The sequence below is a fragment of the Bacillus sp. FSL R9-9834 genome, assembly GCF_038006905.1.
In the GTDB taxonomy this organism is placed as follows: Bacteria; Bacillota; Bacilli; order Bacillales; family Bacillaceae_G; genus Bacillus_A; species Bacillus_A pacificus.
Map to the genome: position 1 here is coordinate 950059 of NZ_JBBOWD010000001.1, position 20754 is coordinate 970812.

General features: G+C 34.6%; 21 protein-coding genes and 2 pseudogenes. 16 read left to right on the forward strand and 7 right to left on the reverse strand.

The features are described from left to right. Nucleotides 1-4: 4 nt before the first annotated feature. The 6 genes and pseudogenes from MKY00_RS04845 (at nt 5) to MKY00_RS04875 (ending at nt 7131) form a co-directional block, all read left to right on the forward strand. Nucleotides 5-1852: an AIPR family protein gene (locus MKY00_RS04845; RefSeq protein WP_016716631.1), complete on the forward strand. Its 1848-nt coding sequence runs from the start codon at nt 5-7 to the stop codon at nt 1850-1852. A gap of 165 nt (nt 1853-2017) precedes the next feature. Continuing rightward, a complete protein-coding gene (locus MKY00_RS04850; RefSeq protein ID WP_016716632.1) occupies nt 2018-2848 on the forward strand; it encodes an HNH endonuclease in 831 nt (276 codons plus the stop codon). A 161-nt stretch (nt 2849-3009) separates the two neighbouring features. After that, nucleotides 3010-3258, forward strand: a pseudogene (locus tag MKY00_RS04855) (nucleoside triphosphate pyrophosphohydrolase). Between the two features lie 194 nt (nt 3259-3452). After that, nucleotides 3453-3635 (forward strand): annotated as a pseudogene (locus MKY00_RS04860) (DnaD domain-containing protein); the annotation flags it as partial. Nucleotides 3636-4236: 601 nt separating this feature from the next. Further along, nucleotides 4237-4731: a hypothetical protein gene (locus MKY00_RS04870; protein WP_016716635.1), complete on the forward strand. Its 495-nt coding sequence runs from the start codon at nt 4237-4239 to the stop codon at nt 4729-4731. A gap of 294 nt (nt 4732-5025) precedes the next feature. Next, a complete protein-coding gene (locus MKY00_RS04875; protein ID WP_016716636.1) occupies nt 5026-7131 on the forward strand; it encodes an ORC-CDC6 family AAA ATPase in 2106 nt (701 codons plus the stop codon). Nucleotides 7132-7824: 693 nt separating this feature from the next. Here the strand turns inward: MKY00_RS04875 and MKY00_RS04880 are convergent. From MKY00_RS04880 to MKY00_RS04895, 4 genes are all read right to left on the reverse strand, one after another. After that, nucleotides 7825-8394, reverse strand: a complete 570-nt coding sequence (locus MKY00_RS04880; RefSeq protein WP_141114876.1) for a hypothetical protein — start codon at nt 8392-8394, stop codon at nt 7825-7827. A 211-nt stretch (nt 8395-8605) separates the two neighbouring features. Next, on the reverse strand, nt 8606-8980 hold the full coding sequence (locus tag MKY00_RS04885) for a hypothetical protein (protein WP_016716638.1): 375 nt from the start codon (nt 8978-8980) through the stop codon (nt 8606-8608). Further along, nucleotides 8884-9234 (reverse strand): tyrosine-type recombinase/integrase, encoded by a 351-nt coding sequence (locus MKY00_RS04890; protein ID WP_229147516.1) that lies wholly within the window; start codon nt 9232-9234, stop codon nt 8884-8886. Before MKY00_RS04890 ends, MKY00_RS04885 begins: the two co-directional genes overlap by 97 nt. A 105-nt stretch (nt 9235-9339) precedes the next feature. After that, the gene (locus MKY00_RS04895; protein WP_229147513.1) at nt 9340-9588 is read right to left on the reverse strand and encodes a phage integrase SAM-like domain-containing protein; all 249 of its coding nucleotides are present in this window, start codon (nt 9586-9588) and stop codon (nt 9340-9342) included. Between the two features lie 439 nt (nt 9589-10027). Between MKY00_RS04895 and MKY00_RS04900 the strand changes: the two genes are divergently transcribed. The 7 genes from MKY00_RS04900 (at nt 10028) to MKY00_RS04930 (ending at nt 15124) form a co-directional block, all read left to right on the forward strand. After that, nucleotides 10028-10366, forward strand: a complete 339-nt coding sequence (locus MKY00_RS04900; protein WP_016716639.1) for a DUF4870 domain-containing protein — start codon at nt 10028-10030, stop codon at nt 10364-10366. 3 nt (nt 10367-10369) lie between these two features. After that, a complete protein-coding gene (locus MKY00_RS04905) occupies nt 10370-10621 on the forward strand; it encodes a hypothetical protein (protein ID WP_016716640.1) in 252 nt (83 codons plus the stop codon). Between the two features lie 8 nt (nt 10622-10629). Next, nucleotides 10630-11373 (forward strand): MerR family transcriptional regulator, encoded by a 744-nt coding sequence (locus MKY00_RS04910; protein ID WP_016716641.1) that lies wholly within the window; start codon nt 10630-10632, stop codon nt 11371-11373. Between the two features lie 53 nt (nt 11374-11426). Then, a complete protein-coding gene (locus tag MKY00_RS04915) occupies nt 11427-11753 on the forward strand; it encodes a nucleoside triphosphate pyrophosphohydrolase (RefSeq protein ID WP_016716642.1) in 327 nt (108 codons plus the stop codon). A 257-nt stretch (nt 11754-12010) separates the two neighbouring features. Next, complete coding sequence (locus MKY00_RS04920) at nt 12011-12874, forward strand: DnaD domain-containing protein (protein ID WP_016716643.1); 864 nt, start codon at nt 12011-12013, stop codon at nt 12872-12874. Next, entirely contained in the window at nt 12871-14160 is a 1290-nt protein-coding gene (gene dnaB / locus MKY00_RS04925) for a replicative DNA helicase (protein WP_016716644.1), read from the forward strand. Before MKY00_RS04920 ends, dnaB begins: the two co-directional genes overlap by 4 nt. Before the next feature lie 115 nt (nt 14161-14275). Further along, the gene (locus MKY00_RS04930; RefSeq protein WP_016716645.1) at nt 14276-15124 is read left to right on the forward strand and encodes a hypothetical protein; all 849 of its coding nucleotides are present in this window, start codon (nt 14276-14278) and stop codon (nt 15122-15124) included. 141 nt (nt 15125-15265) lie between these two features. On the opposite strand, the gene MKY00_RS04935 is transcribed toward MKY00_RS04930, so the two are convergent. Beyond that, nucleotides 15266-16051, reverse strand: coding sequence for a TrmB family transcriptional regulator (locus MKY00_RS04935; protein ID WP_016716646.1), 786 nt, complete (start codon nt 16049-16051; stop codon nt 15266-15268). A gap of 266 nt (nt 16052-16317) precedes the next feature. Between MKY00_RS04935 and MKY00_RS04940 the strand changes: the two genes are divergently transcribed. After that, the gene (locus MKY00_RS04940; protein ID WP_016716647.1) at nt 16318-17085 is read left to right on the forward strand and encodes a TSUP family transporter; all 768 of its coding nucleotides are present in this window, start codon (nt 16318-16320) and stop codon (nt 17083-17085) included. A gap of 168 nt (nt 17086-17253) precedes the next feature. On the opposite strand, the gene MKY00_RS04945 is transcribed toward MKY00_RS04940, so the two are convergent. Further along, nucleotides 17254-18141 carry a DMT family transporter gene (locus tag MKY00_RS04945; RefSeq protein WP_016716648.1) on the reverse strand — a complete coding sequence of 296 codons (888 nt, stop codon included), beginning with the start codon at nt 18139-18141 and terminating at the stop codon, nt 17254-17256. 688 nt (nt 18142-18829) lie between these two features. Between MKY00_RS04945 and MKY00_RS04950 the strand changes: the two genes are divergently transcribed. Both MKY00_RS04950 and MKY00_RS04955 read left to right on the forward strand, forming a co-directional pair. Further along, complete coding sequence (locus tag MKY00_RS04950; protein ID WP_016716649.1) at nt 18830-19375, forward strand: hypothetical protein; 546 nt, start codon at nt 18830-18832, stop codon at nt 19373-19375. Between the two features lie 2 nt (nt 19376-19377). Further along, nucleotides 19378-20037 (forward strand): PspA/IM30 family protein, encoded by a 660-nt coding sequence (locus MKY00_RS04955; protein ID WP_016716650.1) that lies wholly within the window; start codon nt 19378-19380, stop codon nt 20035-20037. Between the two features lie 44 nt (nt 20038-20081). Here the strand turns inward: MKY00_RS04955 and MKY00_RS04960 are convergent, their stop codons facing one another. After that, complete coding sequence (locus MKY00_RS04960; protein WP_016716651.1) at nt 20082-20657, reverse strand: TetR/AcrR family transcriptional regulator; 576 nt, start codon at nt 20655-20657, stop codon at nt 20082-20084. Between the last annotated feature and the right edge of the window lie 97 nt (nt 20658-20754).

Consider the following 20754-nt stretch of genomic DNA (forward strand, 5'->3'; position numbering starts at 1 on the left):
TACTATGAATGAAACAAAAAGGAAGTTGGATTTTTTTACTGAGTTTATTGATAAGATCGAACAAGAAGGGAAGATTGTAGGAAGCAGACAAACTCCCTTTTTACAAGAAATGTTACCATTTATAAATATTGAAGATGAACCAGCAATTATGTATTTTAGTAAGAAGGAAATGAAAGTTCAACTAAATGGGTATATATATCAAGAAGATGTAAATACCCTAAGTTTATATGTAGTAGAGTATGAGCCGTTTTTAGAAGAAAGTGACTTGCCAATTGCTAACATGACATTATTAAAAGAGTATGCTAATAAAGCAAAGCGCTTTTATACAAATGCCGAACAAATTTTACAATTAGCGGATCGTTCTATGGAATATTATGATGTAGCAAAGATGATCGTGGATAAAAAAGGTGAAATTGAAGAGATAAATATTTATGTAGTCACAAGTAAATTTTACATTTCGAACAAACCTATTGATTTGAATATTCCTAATGTAGAAACCGTTAATGTACATGTTTGGGATATGGATCGAATTTTTAAATTATCAGAGGCTGAACAAGGTATACGAGAGTTTGATATACATTTTGAATCAGAATACGGTTCAGCGTTACAAATGATGCATATTCCAAACGAAAATGAGAATGGATTAATAGATTGTTATATTGGTGTTATCCCAGCGAAGCTCCTAGCTGAATTGTATGATGAATGGGGACCGAAACTAGTTGAACGAAATGTCCGTTCTTTTTTACAAGCACGTGGTGGAACAAATAAAGGAATAAGAGATACACTAAAGGATGCAAGGCAACGTGAATTATTTATTGCTTATAACAATGGTATTTCAAGTGTTGCGAAGGCAGGAGATATTGAAAGAATTGGAGACTCTAATTTATTTAGCATCAAGACACTAACAAGTTGGCAGATTGTTAATGGTGGCCAAACAACCGCTTCTATACACCAAGCATATAAAAATGATATTGATTTAGAGGGAGTTTATGTACAAACAAAACTTACTATCATCAATGTTCCGCAAGAAATAGAAAATAATGATGCTCAAATGGATCGACATGTATTTGAAGATGAAATGATATCGAAAATATCCGAATATGCTAATACTCAAAATAAAATTAATAAATCAGATTTACTTGCGAATACTCGTTTTATGTCTGATATTGAAAAGTTTTCCCGTAATATATGGATCCCAACACAGGATAATCGTAAAGAGGAATCTAAGTGGTATTTTGAACGTGCACGCGGACAGTATATGGTGGATATTGGTAGACGTTCGAAAGGGAAAGAACAAACTGCTTTCAAGAAAATGTATCCAAAAGAAAACGTCATAACAAAAGTAGAGATGGCGAAATATTTCATGTCTTGGGAAGGGTTCCCATATGTTTCTAGTAAGGGTGGAGAAGAAGCGTTTAAGCGTTTTATGGACCTCAATAGCCTATATTGGAAACAAAGTTCTATTACAAATGATGAAGGTGAAGTAATCAAGAGTATTTTAAGTATTGATAATGAATACTATAAAAAGCTTATTGCTAGAAAGATTATTAATGCATTTGTAACTGAAATTGTAGAAAGCATGAAGCTAAAAGGTTATAGAGCAAATGTAATCTATTATACAGTAGCGATGTTGAATTATTTGTATGGTAAGGAAATTGATTTAATAGAAGTATGGCAGCATCAGGCTCTTTCAAATAAATGGGAAGATGTTGTAAGAACAATAGCAAATAATGCTTTAAATTACCTAAGAGAATCTGCCGGAGATCAAAACGTAACACAATGGGCGAAGAAAGAAGATTGTTGGAAAGGGTTTATTAAAGAATCAGCAGTTGTATTAAGTTCGCTTATATAACAAAAGGATAGAACAAAAGTTGATTATTATAGGAGAAAGGAATTTCTTGAATGAAACTGAAAGGTTTAAGAAATTTCTATTCTCCTAATTTTCTAGATAAAATAATTAATTTAGTATAATTATATGTATTCTTGAATACTAATTGGTTTAATGGAAGGAGAATATATGGATACAAGAAGAGGTCTCAGTGATATCCATGCATTAGAAATGTTAGGCGGATATAAAAAAAGTGAAACAATTAACAGAATACAATTTTTTTACCTAGTGAATCATGAGAAGGTAGTAGTGAAATATTCCAAGATATCTGCTGATGGAAAGAAATATTGGTTTGGAATAACTCCAAATGCAATCAAATTATATAAATCAGAGAAAATTTCACATATAATCTTCATTTTAGGCTATGAAGGAATAGTTAAATTACCAATTGAAATTTTATATAAGTATATTCAAGAAGCGAATGTTACAAAGAAAGAAAATGGAGAGATAAAACGGCATCATATTAATATTAGTTTTAGTAGTGATTTATGTTTATATAATTCAATTGATAGCTTTATATTGGATGATTACTATTTTTATAATGAAGAAATTGTAGAAAGTGAACTTGTTGAGAAGAAAAGAGATATTATATTAGAGGAAGCCAAAAATTTTATTGATTATAAGGAACAGTATGTAAAAATTGGTGATAAAGCAAAACGAAGAAAAGAAAGTAGTGCTCAAAAAAAGAGAATTGCGATATTAGAAGATCATACCTGTCAAGTCTGTGGGTTTAAAGAAGAATACATAAAGGCTAATAATAAAAAAGGTTGGATAATAGAAGTGGATCATATTATTGAGAAATCAAAAGGTGGAGGAGAATCCTTTGATAACCTTTGGGTATTATGTCCTAATTGTCATGCTAAGAAGACAAGGGGAGTCATTACTATTGATCCTATAAAAAAAATGGTAAAAGAAAAAGGTAAGGTTATAACTATTCAGGATAATCATTTGGGGTGGTAGCATATAAGTATGTGTTTATCATTTAATACAAAAATGTTCTTGTATATGTTAGCAGTTTAACAACTAGTTAAACTGCTTTTTCCGTTATAATAAAAGAAAAATTAAACGGAGGAGCATCCATGCCAACCTACAACAAACTAATCCGAGACAAAATCTCCTAAATAATAAACAGCAACGGAAAAACACCCATCACAAGAATTCTACCTGAAGACTAATACATAAAAGAAATCTGTAAAAAAATAAAATCCCCTAAACTCGAAGAACTATCCGACCTACTAGAACTAATTAACACCCTAGCCGAACACGAAGGTGCAACACTAGAAGAAATCAATACAATCCGTGAAAAGAAAGCAACTGAACGAGGCGGCTTCCAAAACAGAACCTTCTTAATCGAAGTAAGCAATAACTAGCCCCTTCGATACCCCTTGCAAGCCACTACCAAGTAATAAATCACTAAGAAAAAACAAAACAAACATAACTACAAGAGCAAGCATCGTAGTAGTCGTAAAAAAATTGAAATAACACGCAAAAAAATTATTCCTTCTTCCTATATATAGTACAAATAGGAAATTTTCATTTTTGAATGGGGACGGGAGGAATTGGGATGGCGGTGTGTCGGAATGTGCAGGTGAATTTTTGGCAGGATGATTTTATTTTGGATTTGACACCGGAGGAGCGGTATTTTTATGTGTATTTGTTAACTGGTTTGAAGACGACGCAGTGCGGGATTTTTTCTTTTCCGAAGCGGTTAGCTGAGATGGAGATGGGTTATAACAGGGAGACTGTTGTTTTGACAATATAATAGGTAGCCTTTGATTATATGAGGTGTAATATCGTTAACGTCAATAAGTTCACGTTCAGAACAAAACACTTGAAACTCATTAAGAGTAAGGAGATAAGAACTAATTGTTCGAGAGGATAAATATAAAAATTCTCTATCGTCTTTAAAATCTTGAATAGCAAATTTAAGCAACAAAAAACCACTTCCTTTCCAGTTTATAAACTAGAAGAAAGCGATTCTTCGGTGTATATAGTGTCTGCCAGCAACCACTATATTTTATTACTGTCTGAATTACTAAGAAAATCAGTAAATGAAGAAAGTCGTTTTTAGAAATTTTTTGTAAAAAGAACAAAATTTCTTAATGCAATCCCTATTGTGGAAAACAAATAAACAAAACGGACGCAACAAAAATGGAAGAATTAAATAATGTAAGGTTTAATCGGATTAATTATCCCAAAGGCGGATTAACGGTAGTAGAAGCAGGAAAATGGACACCCCTAGGTCCATTTTTAAAAAGACCTAGGAGATGGGAGGACAAAGAGGTGGTCGACCAGGAAAAAATTTGTTCTCATTAATTTTCAAAATTCCAGAAAGGAGCCAATAAATCATGGCAAATGCCGTTAAACCAATTAACCAAGTACGTCAGAAAATATCAAAAGCAGATAGAGCTGCAAGACAAGAAGCTGAGGTACTTGTTGTAACAGATGTCAAGACGAAACCAAAAACAGTCCTTGCAGTTTCGAAGCTAGAGAAGAAACTGTTTGGTGAGTTATCTGAATTAAATGATAACTACGCGAAAGTAGACTCAATTAGCTTGACAATGCTTTCTAAGAACATGTATAGAATGGAATTGTTGTCTGAACGTCTTGAAGAACTTGACCCAATGGAAGAACGAGCAACTGACCTTGAGAAACGTATTCAAGCTTTTGAACGCTCAGTAACTGCTCATATGAAAGATCTTTGTATACCACTTACCCAACGTTTACGGATGGCCAATGATAGGGCTAAAGTAATGATTGAAGAAAAGAAATTAGAACATATACTCGAACAACAGCCTCAAGATGTTAATCCGCTTATCGATTTACTTAAGAAATTTGAATGAAATAATAGTAAAATTTTAATTTTATAAAGGAAGATAAATTCTGAATTTTGTAAGAGAGTTACTAACAGGTCTCACAATTTTCTCATCCTACATAATTATCGGGAACTACCAGAATGATTTTGAAATCTTCTACATATAGAACACTTTTATTATTGTTATAATAAGATAATTTTATTGGCTATAGAGATGTATATAAATATACATTATTAATTGTCTAACAATTCGAAATATAGATAACTCTGGAAAAATGAGTTAAAATATAAAATATTAATTCATTTTTGGGGGGAATTGGGTTTGGATATTCAAGGGTTTAGCAGAGCTATAGATACTTTAAAACTATATCACAGGATAAATGACAGTGATTTTTCTTTTGGAATGGCGAGTTCAAAAAATAATAACCATATAGACCAATTGTATGTAGATTTGCTGTCTGAATATGGGATATATAGTCAAATGATTTCTAATAGGACAACGTTTATGGTAGGGAGAAGGGGTACTGGTAAATCTACTATTTTTGCATATTCTCAAAGTCAGATACATCAGGCTAAAGAAAATCTGTCTGTTTATATTAATGCTAAAGCAGTACATGAGCTGTCTAAGGTTGAAAATATAGGGGTAGATTTAAGTGATTTAAGTGGAGCCCTTGGTCAATCTGACTTAAGAAGATTATTACTAATTAGAAATTTCCTCAAGTCTTTTAAAGAGAGCTTAATGGAAGAATTAAAAAAAGAAAATAATGCCTTCTTTGAAAAAGTACATAATTATTTTCGGGATAGAAAACTTCAGAGTGCATTAGATAAGCTGGATTATATAATCGAAAATCCAGAACTTATTAATATTAGTAAAGCTATTAGTCAGAATACAACTACGAAAGAAACAAATGAATCATTAGCGGAGATAAAAGCTGCTTTAAAAAGTTTAAATGCTAAAATAAGTAGTAAAAGTACCGATAGTCACGAAGTGAGCACTTCAAATATTTTGGCACGATATTTTAATCTTAAAGATGTAGTTAGTTCAGTAGGGGAAATCTTAAAAATATGTAAAAGAGGGAGACTATATATATTTATAGATGACTTTTCAGAGTTAGAAGAAATCGATATGTTTTCTTTTGTTGATGTAATTGTTAGTCCTCTGTATCATTTAGGGAAAGAGTATATAAATTTAAAAATAGCGGCTTATCCCAATAGAATATATTATGGGGATTTAGATCCAGGGAAATTCGATATTGTATCTATAGACATGTTTGATATTTATAGAAGAGATAACATTACTGCCACTGAAAAGGGGGCCACAAGTTATACTCAGAAAATAATTGAAAATAGAATCAGTTATTTTTGTAATACTTCGGTCGAGGGATATTTTGATACAAAGCTCTTAAGTTTAGATGAATACTATAAGCTTTTATTCCAAAGCTCAATGAATATTGTAAGGGTATTAGGACATATATTGTATAACTGTTGGCTTTCTAATGTGTCTCAAGGGAAAAAAATTAATCGTTTTGCAATTGAGCAAGCAATTGAAAAATATTATCTAGACCATACGGCTAGTTATTTCAGTAAGAGTAAGCACTCTAAGGGTGTTTTTAATGATAAAGTCGACATTCATGTACAGGAAAATTTACTTACATCATTAATTAAACATGCACAAGAAAACAAATATGCCCTTACGAAGCTTGATAACTCTTATTTTTCTGACTTGAAAGTCGTTCCAACCAGTCATTTTACAACACAGCCGGATTTAGATAACGTTTTAGCTTCTTTAGAATTTAATGGTTTTATACATAAGATTAATGAATTGGCAGCAAAAGGAAGAGTTCAAGGGAGTGTAAAAAATAAAACCAATTATCTCTATGCTTTTGATTTCGGTCTTTGTATGCTTGAAAAAATACCTTATGGCAAGCCAGAGAATAAGGATTCTAAATTTTTTCAACAAAGAGCTTTTGATTATACCGGCTTTATATTTGACTGTCTAAAAGAAAGCAAGCGAATAGTATGCAAGGATTGTGGTACAAAGTACTCAATTGAAGATTTAGGGATATTTCAGCAATTTAGAATGAAGTGTATGAGATGTGCTGATGGAATATGTCAGGTTAAATATGATGAAGAACTTGTAAAAATTGCCGAAAAACAATCAACGAATGCAATTTGGACTAAGGATGAAATAGAAATATTGCAAGCAATTCACTTATTTAACAACAATAGTCCATCTACTAAAATAACTGCAAGTATGATAGGGGAAGAAATAGACCGAACACGTCAGTTCGTTGCTTGGAGATGCAAGGAATTAGTTCAAGCTGGTTACATGGAAAGAAAAGATGGTAATCCGTATACTTATGATATACCCAATAGTACTGTATTGAAATTGAAAGATATGGATATTATTGGGAGGGTGAAGTCGTAAAATAAAATTTAAACATCGTTAATTGATATGTAAACAATGTATATAATACTTATGGGTACAGCGGAGTCTAACTCAATCACATTCGTTTGTGCAATGATATTATATTAATTAGCTATAAATAAAAAAAGAACAGTAGAAATACTGTTCTTTTATTTATAATAAATCTATAAATCTATAAACCTATACATTTAATATAAATAAAAGCATGGGAGAGATAAAAATTCAAAAATAATAAGATACCCTCTGGATTCAAAAAGAAAAAATTCCAGGGGGATAAATGGACAGGAGGGTGCAGAACTAGGAAGAATCCTCCAATAAATTGGCCTTTGGAAAATATGCGAAAAATCGCATTTTCAACTATGAAAAATTGCATATTACCGCACTAATGATAGGTTGCTATCTCCGGAAAAAATAATAGTTTAAGAAAAATGCTGTCTTTTTATCACATTTTTTGAGGGGGGTGTGTAAAAATTATAGGAATTGCATGTCTTCATATAACAAGGAATTGAGTAAAATTTCCACTTTAATGTATAACGCTCATTATCTGAATTAATGAGCGTTATTTTTTGATTTCTTTCCTTACATTGAAAATAAACAAAATATAATAATATTATGGAAGGATGTGAAAAACGTTCTATTTTTCAGGTCTTTATAATTTATCAAGTACCTTTGACCTGTAACAGTCATGTTCCGTTAATTCGATTCGTGTTGGGAAATATTGTATACCGCTTTATCAACGCTATACAATATTTTCGCCTTACGTTTCAATTCGTTAGTAATACTTAAATACCAAGTACGTTTCCCATTGTGCCATTTCTTAAGTGACAAGAAGTCATCCCAATCGAGTTCATATATAACTTTTGAAGACATATCATCATCTAATACTACAATAATAACATATTCAAACAATCGTTTTTGCGGCAAAGCTGAACCCTTGTCATTTAATCCACTGAATACACTTGTTTGATGGTTGGTCGTTGCTTTAATACTGTAACGATCACCATATTTATTAATAACATCAAAGCACTTCATTCCTATTTTTGCAGGTTGTAAGTTGGTCAATGATGGGGAATTATTATAAAAGTTGATTACCGCACGTTCGCCAAACTCTCCAATCATATTATATGTTTGTATAGCTCCACTATCTTTCAAATCCTTACGGAGAGAGCCATATAGTTCAATCTTTTCATCAGCACCCAACATTCCTATCGCTTCCTTTAATACATCTAACATTAAAATCATCCCTTCTGAGTTATGGTTCACTTATATGGTTACCTTGCAGAAGGAATAAATACGTACTTGTAAAAAAATATAGAATAAGATTTTTGAATATTAATATTCAACGAATGTAAGTTCGTGGATATTTTTTAATCCGATGTAAAAAGCTCAAGATATGTACAAGGTCACAAGACAGCAATTATTCTAAAAACTATATATATAATGAGACCGTTTGCTGTTCGCTACTATTATTCAACTAATCATAGAACAGTGGGCTATGCGGATTATCGTATATACGTGTTCCATTACGAAATGAAATATGGTTTATTACGTTTTTGATTGCTCCACGAATATATGCTCCTAAATCATTAATTCCACGCTTATTTGTTCTCCCATTGATTATTTTGAAAAACAAATTATTACTGATTCCGTTTTTACGTGCGAATACATATTCTTCATAGATAATATCGTTTTGTATAACGTTATTGTTAACAATACTATTATTTAAATCTTTATTAGGATGAGAAATATACACTAAAGGATTAGTAGAAAAACTTCTGGAAGAAGATTCAGCAATATCATCAGCAACGGTGGTATCATTGATTTGCTCCGTTTGTTCACCGTTTGACATTCATTTTTTAGCTGTGAATTTTCTTCAAACAATTGCATAAGTAAACGATATGTTTTATTTGATAATGGAACAATACGAGATTTTCGTGATTTAACGTTATTGGATTGAATAATTACCACTTGATTTGCATGGTCAATATCTGATGGTGATAACAACAATACTTCGGTTATACGAAACATGCCATCAATGAGAAGGTGTAATAATACATAATCACGAAAGTGCTTGAAACTCTTATTGGAGTACGACTTCGTCACTTTCAATAAGTTGTTCAATTCATCTATTGAGAGAATATCAATTTGCGTGTTATCTTTACGGAATCCTTCAAATTTATTGAATGGATTTTTAAAGATGATTTCTTGTCATAGACACCAGTTAATGAATGTTTTCAATTGCTTAATCCTACTAGCAATCGTTTCGTCTGCTAATCCAACAGTTTGGACGCTTTCTGGCATATAAGCATGACCTTTATAACGTACATATTCATTTTTCATCCAATAAAGCCAATCGGAAATGAAGTTTGTTGTAATGTCAGTCATATAAAATATTTGAGCATTTTGTGTTTCATGAAATGTCTTAATGCTATTAAACATTAGAAGGAATTGATTCAATGATTTGGGGCGTAAATTCTGTTTTACTTTACTATCAACAAATCTTTCGAATACACGTTCAACAGAATCTTCTTTTGAAATTTTGATAGTTTTTCGTTTGTGAGGTTGTCATTTTTTTACGATTTCTTTTTCAGTGAAGTATGTTAAAAACATAAAAAAAAACTCCTTCGTTCTCATTTAGAGTTAAAGGAGGAGTTTCAATCAAAACTTGAGCGGTGCTCACCGATAGTTTTTGCTAAAATATGAAATTATCAACAGTTGATACAATAGGATATGACCCCGGAGAGGTTCGAACTCACGACCTCCACCCTGTCAAGGTAAAAGTCTAATTTTATCTATATCGGTATTAAACAATTTTTCTATATATCCCCTTGCACCTCCCCCAACGTCACCCCCTAACCTAAAGAAGACAAATCAAAAAGGGGGGACCAAACCACTCATGAAAAACACTACAAAAGAAAAAAGAAACACCATCATCATGCTACTACTTTCAGCTGCAATAGGAATCTTTTCACCACTACTCATGTACATCACGCTGGCACGGAAAAATGAGGTGTACAAATATCATTGCCGAAAGGCGTTCAACTTTCATTTGTTAATCTTTCTTCTATTTAATATTAGTTCGCGTGTTAGTGATGTTTTGTTTTGGATCGTATTTGTTTTTGAGGTCGTTCAAGTGATCATTGTTGCGTGGAAAGTAATACGCGATGAGCCATATCGTTATTTCATTCGAATTCCGTTATTTAAAGAAGATAAGTATGCATTGGAAGGAGAATAGGTGATGAAACAAGAAGTGGAAATAAGGGGAAAGCGACTTTTGGTTATGATTGCATTGATGTTTATTGCGATTTATATCGTTTTACGAAAAAGAAAGTATGAGTACTTTTATGATGGTATTAGTGAGTATGAAAATCGTTATAGAGGGAATGTTCCTTTTTTATTGCTTGTTGTAGGTTTGTTTCAATATTGTCGGCAGAATGAGATGAGTTTTTCTCATATGCTTCAGTATGTGAAAGAGAAGTTAGCGGAGTAGGTGATGATATGGCGTGGATGATTAGTGAGTTTGCAAGTGTTGGGGATGTTACGGTGCGGACGCTTCGTTATTATGACAAGATTAATTTATTAAAGCCGAGCGATTATACAGAGGGTGGGCATCGTTTATATACGAAAGATGATTTGTATGTGCTACAACAAATTCAATCATTTAAGCATCTTGGTTTTTCGCTTGGGGAAATTCAAAATATTATATTGCAGCGTGATATAGAGACGGAAGAATTTTTAAGACAAATACGTTTTCAAAGGGAATTGCTTTTGGCAGAGCAAGAAAGGATTGCGAAGGTGCTTTCGCATATGGATGAGATGACGAAGAAGTTTCAAAAGGAAGAACGAGTGGATGTTGCTTTGTTTTCTTCTTTTCTGCAAACTTTTATATGGGAGAAAGAAAATAAAGAATGGTTAGAGGAACATTTTTCAAAAGAGAGTGTTCAAGCTTTTTATAATAATAAGGAACTAAAAGAAAAGTTTGAACAGCGATTTATGGATGTGATAGGGAAGTTGAAAAAGTATAAGGTAGAAGAGAAGGATCCGAGTCATCAAGACGTTCAAGTTACCTTGAAGGAATTTTTCAATGTAATAGAAGAAGTAAAGAATTATCTTGATACACCCCAAAGCGATATAGAGGATATAATCCAAAAATCAAACCTCCCACTATCCGAATTCCCAACCCTCTTCACAACCGAAGAAGAGAACTATATAAAAGAAGCAATGAAGCAGTTTAACCCCTAGTTAAACTGCTTTTCCATTATAATAGAAGAAAAATCAAACGGAGGGAAACCCACATGCCAACCTACAACAAACTAATCCGAAACAAAATCCCGCAAATAATAAAAGCTAACGGAAAAACACCCACAACAAGAATCCTAAACGAAGATGAATACATAGAGGAACTCTGCAAGAAAACACAAGAAGAACTAACAGAATACATCGAAGCAAAAACAAAACCTCATAAACTCGAAGAACTATCCGACCTACTAGAACTAATAAACGCCCTAGCCGAACATGAAGGCACAACACTAGAAGAAATCAACAACATCCGAAAAAAGAAAGCAGAAGAACGAGGTGGCTTTTCAGATCGAGTGTTTCTAATCGAAGTAAACGATAAATAGCCCCTCCTAAGCCCCTTACAAGCCCCTACCAAGTAATAAATCACTAAGAAAAAACATAACAAAACAAAAACACCAACAAACACACCAACAAACACACCAACAAACACACCAACAAACACACCAACAAACACACCAACAAACACCGTAGTAGTAGTCGAAAAAAATTTTGAAATAATACGCCAAAAACCCACCCCTCCTTCCTATATATAGTACAAAGAGGAAATTTTCATTTTTGAATGGAGACGGGAGGAATTGGGATGGCGGTGTATCGTACTGTGCAGGTGAATTTTTGGCAGGATGATTTTGTTTTGGATTTGACGCCGGAGGAGCGGTATTTTTATGTTTATTTGTTAACTTGTTCGAAGACGACGCAGTGTGGGATTTTTCCTTTTCCGAAGCGGTTAGCGGAGATGGAGACGGGTTATAATCGGGAGACTGTTGATAAGCTTGTGCAGCGCTTCATTGATTATGGGAAGATTCTTTATGATGCGGAGACACGGGAGTTATTCGTTTTAAATTGGCTTCGTTATAATCCGGTGACGAATACGAATGTGGAGAAGTGTGTGCTTCGAGAGCTTAAGGGTGTGAAGAATAAGGAGTTTGTACATATGTTTCTTCAGAAGTGCGTAGAGGAGGAGCTGAATGTTCCGATGCTTTTAGTGCATTTCGGTATGCCGAGTGATTTGGCTGTGGATGATGTTGATGCAGTTTGCGAGGAGACAGAGGCGGAAGAAGAGGTTATAGAGGAAGAAACGGGGAGTCGCGTGTTTTCTTTTTATGAGCAACATTTTGGTAGTTTGTCTCCGCATACTGTGGAGGAACTGAGTGCGTGGATGGAAGACTTGTCAGAGGAGCTTGTGCTGAAGGCTCTTCAAATTGCGTTTGAGAATAATAAGCGGACGGTTGCTTATGTGAAGGGGATTTTGAGAGGATGGCACGGGAAAGGGTTTACGAAAGTGTGTGAGGTTGAGGCGGATACGGCTCATTTTCGGAAGAAGGAGGCGTCTGTTAGTACGGGGGAGACGGAGGAGTTTTTGGCGAGGTGTGAGGAGTGGGAGAAGAATGCGCCGTCTGAGGAAGAGTTGCAGCGCTTTTTAGCGGAGCGCGGGTGGCGGCCATGAGTATTCAAAATGTGGAGGCGGAAAAGACGGTGTTAGGTTCTCTACTACTTGATGGAGAGCTTATTAAGGAGTGCCATTTGACGGAGCAGTATTTTTCTCTGTCGGTGCATAAGTCTATATTTCAGTTAATGCGAAAAATGGAAGAAGAGGGGCAACCGATTGATCTTGTGACATTCATTTCTAGGGTAGATCCGAAGTTTTTAGAGGGGATCGGGGGAATGGAGTACTTTATAGGGTTAATGGATGGTGTGCCTACAACTGCCAACTTCTCTTATTATGAGGGGCTTGTTCGAGGTGCCTGGAAAATGTATCAGGCTGGTGTTCTCGGGCACAAGATGGGAGAGCGTCTTATTGCCGAGAAGAGTGAGAAAATTATTGGTGAGACGATTACGGCACTTTGTGAGTTAGAGGAAAAGGACTGTGTATGTGAGTTTGATTTGAAGGATGCGCTAGTTGATTTATATGAAGAGCTTCATCAAGATGCGAAAGAGATTACGGGTATTGAGACTGGTTATACATCGCTAAATAAAATGACGTGCGGATTGCAGGAAGGTGATTTTGTCGTTCTTGGTGCACGTCCTTCTATGGGGAAGACTGCGTTTGCGCTAAATGTTGGACTGCACGCGGCGAAGTCTGGAGCGGCGGTTGGATTGTTTTCGTTAGAGATGAGTAGTAAGCAATTGTTGAAAAGAATGGCGTCTTGCATAGGTGAAGTGTCAGGAGGTAGGCTGAAAAATCCGAAGCATCGTTTTGCGATAGAGGACTGGGAAAAGGTGAGTAAGGCGTTTGCGGAAATCGGGGAATTACCATTTGAAATTTACGATAACGCAGGTATTTCAGTGCAAGATATTTGGATGCAAACTCGTAAGTTAAAGAGGAAGCACGGTGATAAAAAGATTTTAATTATTGTAGATTACTTGCAGCTTATTACGGGCGATTCGAAGCATAAGGGCAATCGATTTCAAGAGATTAGTGAGATTTCGCGTAAGCTTAAGTTATTAGCACGTGAATTAAATGTTTGTGTAGTAGCGTTGTCACAATTATCTCGTTCTGTAGAGTCACGTCAAGATAAGCGACCTCTTTTATCTGATTTAAGAGAGACGGGACAAATTGAACAAGATGCGGATGTCATTATGCTTATGTATCGCGAGGATTATTATGATAAGGAAACGATGCAGAAAGAGTTGACGGAGATTCATGTGGCGAAGCATCGGAATGGGCCAGTGGGGAGTTTTAAGCTGAGATTTTTTAAGGAGTTTGGGCGGTTTGTGGAGAGGGAGAAGTAGTGAGAGAATAAGTTGCTTTGAAAATAGTATGTGCATGTGAACCAAAGTTGTAACGCTAATTTCATAAGTTATATAATAAAGAAAATGGTAACTAATAGTTAAGGGGGATTAGCTATTGGCAGGGAATGATATTTCTTATCATAATAAAGATATTCTGATGAAGTTTTTAAGTGAATGCTATAGAGATAAAGGGCTTGAAGCATATGGGTTAAAAGGTTTTCCAAGAATAAAAGAATTGTTGCTAAATGAATTCTCGAGAGTTCGTGCAGATCAAAGGCGCTCAGATACTTTATTTGAAATGGAAGATGGTTCAATTTTAATGTTAGAGTATGAAAGTAATACCCGTTTCCTCGAAAACCATTTGAAGTATATGGATTATGCGAATCAAATTATGTATCGTTACTATAATAAGAATAAAGGGTTACCAGATATTCGAATCGTAGTTATTTATACAAGTGAGGTAATGAATCCGATAGAAGAAATAGATGTATGTAGTATACGTTTAAATTCCAAAGCGGTTTTACTAAATGAATACAATGGTGATGCCATTCTTCAAAAGATTATTAGAAAAATGGAAGAAGGAAAATCTTTGACGGATGAAGAAACCATGAAATTAATACTTGTACCACTTATGCATAGTAGAGAAAAAAGACAAATTTTAATTGAAAAAACGATAGAAGTAGCAAAGTGTATCTCCGATGAGCAAGAACAAATTCAAGTTATTGCTGGGATTCTTGTAGCTACAGATAAATTTATTGATGAAGACTACGCGAAAAAGGTAAAGGAGTGGTTACGGATGACAAAAGTAGGTCGTTTATATGAGCAAGAGAAGCAAGAAGAAATTGATAAAGCACTTTCGGCAGCTGGAATGCTCTTTAAAGGAATGAGTGTAGAAGAAATAGCTAAAAAATTAGATGTAACAATTGAAAAGGTGAAAGAGTGGGAGAAGCGTTTATCTCATTAATCGCTGGGGTAATGGTAGCGTCTGTATAATCAATATACTAAAAATAGCCGACTATTTACTATATAATAGTCGGCTATTTTTGTACGGAGAAGTTGTTAGGTTTAATACGCAAAATTTTTTATTTGCTCTTGAATATGTTCCTTATTTCCCCATAAAGAAAGCTCTTCTCTCTGCAGTAATCCATTGCTCCAAGTCGTCTTGGCTACGTCGGACAAGTCGATTTACTAAAACATCATGCCATACATAATCCTCTAATAAGTATATATGAACGGGGTCATCTGTATAAAAAGCAACATTACGCTCTTCAAGTGATGGTCCATAAATCATCTCTTTAGAATCTATGGATAAAATAAACCAATGTTCTGTAGAACGGGTTTCTGTATAGGGTGTGATACGATGGGCTTCTAGATTTTTAATGGGATTTTCAACATGCAAGGTAATACCTTGTACTGTAACTTTATCAGCTACCTCAGCTAGATCCTCTTTTAACGCTTCATACATTTCATCCCACATCGAGATGACAATACGTTTTTCTGCTTTTTTTATTAATGCCTGACAATAGCTAATGATTGTTTGATTGTCTTTTAAAGTAATTACTCGATTATCCGTTTTTTCCTCAGAAGTTTCTAGTTTTTTTAATGAATCACTTATTCCTTCGTAAGTAGACTGCCATTCTGATTGCGCCTTTTGTAAAAAGATTTCAACAGGTAGAGGTGAATAGCGAGTGGTGTCATTTATTTCTTCTTTCATGACAATTCCTTTTTCTACGAGGTTACCTAAAATCTCATAAATTCGCGCTCTTGGGACACCTGAATCTTTACTCACTTGATAGGCTGTGACAGGTCCCTGTTTAACAAGAGATACATAAGATTTAGCTTCATATTCATTAAAACCCATTTTTTTAAGCTGTTGCACTATGTAGTCCACTTTTTTCGTCCTCCGATGTTTGCTTTTATCCCGCTATTTGCCGGGCAGTAAGACCCCCACCTCAAAATTCAGCGGAAGAAAAGAAGTTAAGTGGGGGGCGGGCTGCCCGTAAAAGCCCGATTGGTGAGGGCTGATAATCAGTGGGGGATGAACAAAACCCCCCACTGATTAAAGTTTCACTTTATATTTCAACGTTACAATAACTGTTTACATTTAGCAAATTATTAGTTACTATTCTGATAGTGACTAAAGGGGAGGTTAATAATATGGATTTTTATTTAGACCCATCCGTATTAATTATTTTGATTGCTTTTGGATTTTTAGCTGCATTTATTGATTCAGTTGTAGGTGGTGGTGGACTGATCGCCTTACCCGCTTTATTATTTACAGGACTGAATCCAGCAAGTGCAGTAGCCACGAATAAATTAGCATCAACAATGGGGAGTGCAACTAGTAATATTGTGTTTTATCGTTCTGGTAATCTTGATTTGAAATCGGCGTTTAAATTATTTCCAATCACTTTCATAGGTTCCATAATAGGGGCATGGACCGTTCATTTAATGAATCCAGAAGTATTAAAGCCATTAATGCTGATCATGCTCGGTGTGGTCGCTATTTATACGATATTCAAGAAGGATTGGGGAAGTATTTCTACTCATAAAAAATTGTCTGGTCGACACGTCATTATTTTTACCTTTTTTATTTTTGCTATTGGTTTTTATGATGGATTTCTAGGTCCTGGTACAGGTTCATTTTTAATGTTTGCTCTTTTATTTATTGGGTATGATTTTTTAAAAGCAGCAGGTACGGCGAAGTTTCTTAATTTAGGAAGTAACGTTGGTGCATTGTTCATGTTTATGTATGTAGGGCAAGTAAACTATGCGTATGGCTTCATAATGGGAATTGCTCAAATTGCTGGAGGAATCGCCGGATCCAGATTTGCTATAAAAAAAGGAAGCGGGTATGTTCGCGCCCTTTTCATTACAGTAACTTGTTTGTTGTTAGCGAAAAATTTGTATGACTATGTGCAGTAAGTAATGTAGAAGCGGTGAACTATGCAGGCTACATAAATATAATAGTTCCTTGTAACATGTTTTAGATGCTACCTTATTCGAAGGTAGCATCTAAAAAATTAAGATAAGAGGGTGAAAATAATACAAACGAATATTTTCGGGGTATGTTTATGTACTGTAGTGAAATAACTATTCCATATTTTTTTTATAATTAGGCCGCAATACACTCTTAAAATCAACCTCAGCAATCAACACACTCACTAATATAAGTGTCGCCCCTAAGTATCCTTTCCCGGTAAGTGTTTCACCTGTGAAAACGAAAGCGAAGCCTGCGGAAAAGACAGGTTCTAATGAGAAGATAAGCCCTGTATGTGTAGGTGTCGTGTATTGCTGGGCGATAACTTGCACGATGAAAGCGACTGCGGTGCAAAATATGCTTAAGGCTAAGATGATGAGCCATGAGTTGGTTGTGCTAGGAAGCTTTGGTGTTTCGATAATGAATGAAAAAATAAGGCTAAATAGGCCGACGAAACCGAGTTGTATGACTCCAAGTGCAATGGAGTTCACATGTTTTGTTACGCTGCCAGTAATGATGACGTGAATGGCATAAAATAAGGCAGATAGTATGCAAAATATATCGCCGTTACCGATCTTGAATTCGCTCGTTAATGTTAATAAGCCGATTCCTATTATCGTTAAAAAGATTCCTACTACCACTTTCTTTTCAGGAATGTGTTTTAAAAATATAGCTGATAATATCGGAATGAAAATGACTGTGAGACATAGTAAGAAACCAGCATTAGAAACACTCGTATACTTTGTGCCGAAAGTCGCGAAAATGTAAACGATAAATAAGACAGAAGCGAGTATAAATGCATATTTTACAGTTTTAAAATCAATTTTGAATAAATGTTTGTAAAATATTAAACCTGATAAAAGAAAGGCGATAATAAATCGTAATGCGATTAAGTTGTATTCTTCTATGCCTTCGAGTCCAACCTTTGTAAGTAAGATGGATGCACCCCAAAAGAATGTAACTAGTAGTAGCCCTAAATCCGCTTTTAATTGTAGTTTCATTTCTATTCCCTCGTTATGTATAAATTTTACCCCGCATTAACGGGCAGTAAGACTCCCACCTCAAAATTCGGCTGGAGCAAAGAAGTTAGGTGGGAGATCAACTGCCCGTAAAAGCCCGATTGGTGAGGGCTGATAATCAGTGGGGGATGAACAAAGCCCCACTGATTAAAGTTTCATTTTATAATCCCATACCCCTATCCCCATTCTTTATTTTAATATTAATTCTGAATATTTGTAACTTAAATTTATCGACGGTTTTTTCTCCATAATGAAGAAGCTATTTAAAAATTCCTATCTAACAACATCCGAAGTTGCTTTGCAACAACTTCGGCCAGATGAACATGTATCAGGTCAGCGTATGAACAAAGTGGATGATGCGAGTTAAGAAGGTGGGGTATTCCCGTTCAGTTGTTGAAAGTTCGGATTTGAAGAAGGGTGGTATGTGAGTTGCTAAAGTGAATAAAAATAATGAAACAAGGATCCAATTTCTCTATTTTTTATGGAGAAATTGTTTTTTTTTTTCGTTTTGAAATCATTATGAGAAATTTCTTATATATTTCTCATATATTCATCATGCTTCCTTCACTTTCTTCTCACGTCTACGTTTTACAATCGTATGTATCAAAGGTAAAGGGAGGTCATACATTTTTTACTTATTTCAAAACGAAGGATAGATGGTGGTGAACAGATGAAAAAGAATAAACGTAAAAAATTGCGTTGGTTAAAATGGGTTTTGATCCTTCCGTTACTTCTGGGATTACTACTGTTTGGATTACATAGTATGAAGTTTGAAAGGTGGAATCATGAGAAACATAAGCAAGCAGCATATACTGTTTCTCACGATAAAGAAAGAGAAGCTTTCGTTACGCAAAAAGAGAAATTTAATAACTTTGAGCGAGATCAGCATCATGAAAAACACCATGAAAAAGAGTTTGAAGGTGTATTCTTTATACCATTCCTGTTAGCGTTTGGATTTGTTCTTTTCGGCTGGTACATGCTTCGTAAGTCTGAAGGGAATATGGTTAAAAAGTGGACAGGCATATTGCTCCTAGTTATTGGTGTATTACCAGTTCTTCCGGTGCTCGCATTTGTTCCGATAATTGGTTGGATATATAAAAAATTAAAAGAAAAAAGATTAGCAACTCATATAGATGTATACAGCGATTTTCAAGTGCATCAACAGGTGGATATTTTAGATCAATGGGAAAGAAGTATTCGTAAGGAGGAGAAGTAATAATGGGTATTTTAAAACGTATTAAAAATATTGTAGTGGCGGATGTGCATCAAACGTTAGATAAGATAGAGAATCCGGTTAGTATGTTAAAGCAATATCTTCGCGAGACAGAACAGCAAATTACGAAGGCGGAAAAAGCACTTTCGCATCAATATTATTTAGAAAAAAAATATGAAGCATTAATTTCAGAAACGGATGCTCTTATTGCGAAGAGAACGCGCCAAGCGGAACTTGCTGTATCACGCGAAGAAGATCATATGGCGCAGTTAGCCCTGCAAGAAAAAATTGTGAATGAGAAAAAAGCGGAGTTATACCGCCAGCAGTACGAAATAACAAAAGAGCAAACAGCGACGCTTTATGAACAAATTGACAAACTGCAAAAGAAATATGGAGAATTGCAATATAAAGAACTCGTTCTTGTTTCAAGGTTAAATGCGGCGCAAGCGATAAAAGAAAGCAACAGAGCAATTGATTCGTTCCATACAGAAAGTACAGCGAAAGGTTTTGCACGTATTGAATCTTACGTACAGAAACTAGAAGCAGAAACAGCGGCTAGTAACTACTTTTACAATATGAAGTCTCCGAAGCAACAAGAAGTGTTAGATCAAAATTTACAAGAAGAAGTGCAGCGGGAGTTAGAGAAGTTGAAAGAGAATAAGTAGTATGCAAAAAGCCCATTTCATATGGGCTTTTTTTATCGATAAAATTATTCTTTTCCAAACTGAAAAATATCCCGGTTAATAAGTTGGTGGAGATACTTATCCATTTCAGCAGCGGAAACTTTTCTTTCATTTTTAAACCACCATGCACTTAATGAGGTGATTGCCCCTGAATAAAATTCAATGATTAAATCATTTGGCATCGTATGATTTTTACAAAGTTGATTTAACGCTTCTATTTCTTGTTTTCTCGTTTCGTGACTTAAATATTGTGCACGGCTAATAAATTGTGCATCAGACATTTGCGTCTCTAATATTTTACCAATTTCTTCATGATGTAGAAATTGTTCCATTACTTGAAATGGTTTACTTAATCGATCTGAAACCGGTATTTCACCAATCATCTTGCTGTATCGTTTAAATCCAAATGCTAATAAAGCGTCTTTATCTTCAAAGTGTTTATAAAAGGTTGTTCGGTGTACCATTGCGCGGTCACATATTTGGTTAATCGTGATGGTACTATATTTCTGTTTTGATTGCGTCATTAATTCAAATAAGGAATCCCATAGTAATTTATGTGTCCGTCTAATACGTAAATCAATTTGTTTTTCATTATCGTTCATCTACAATTCTCCTTTTTTGTAGATTAAATATACAGTGGCTGAAAATTGATTCTCCCTTTTTAATCTACATATGTATATTATATTACATGTGTTCCGG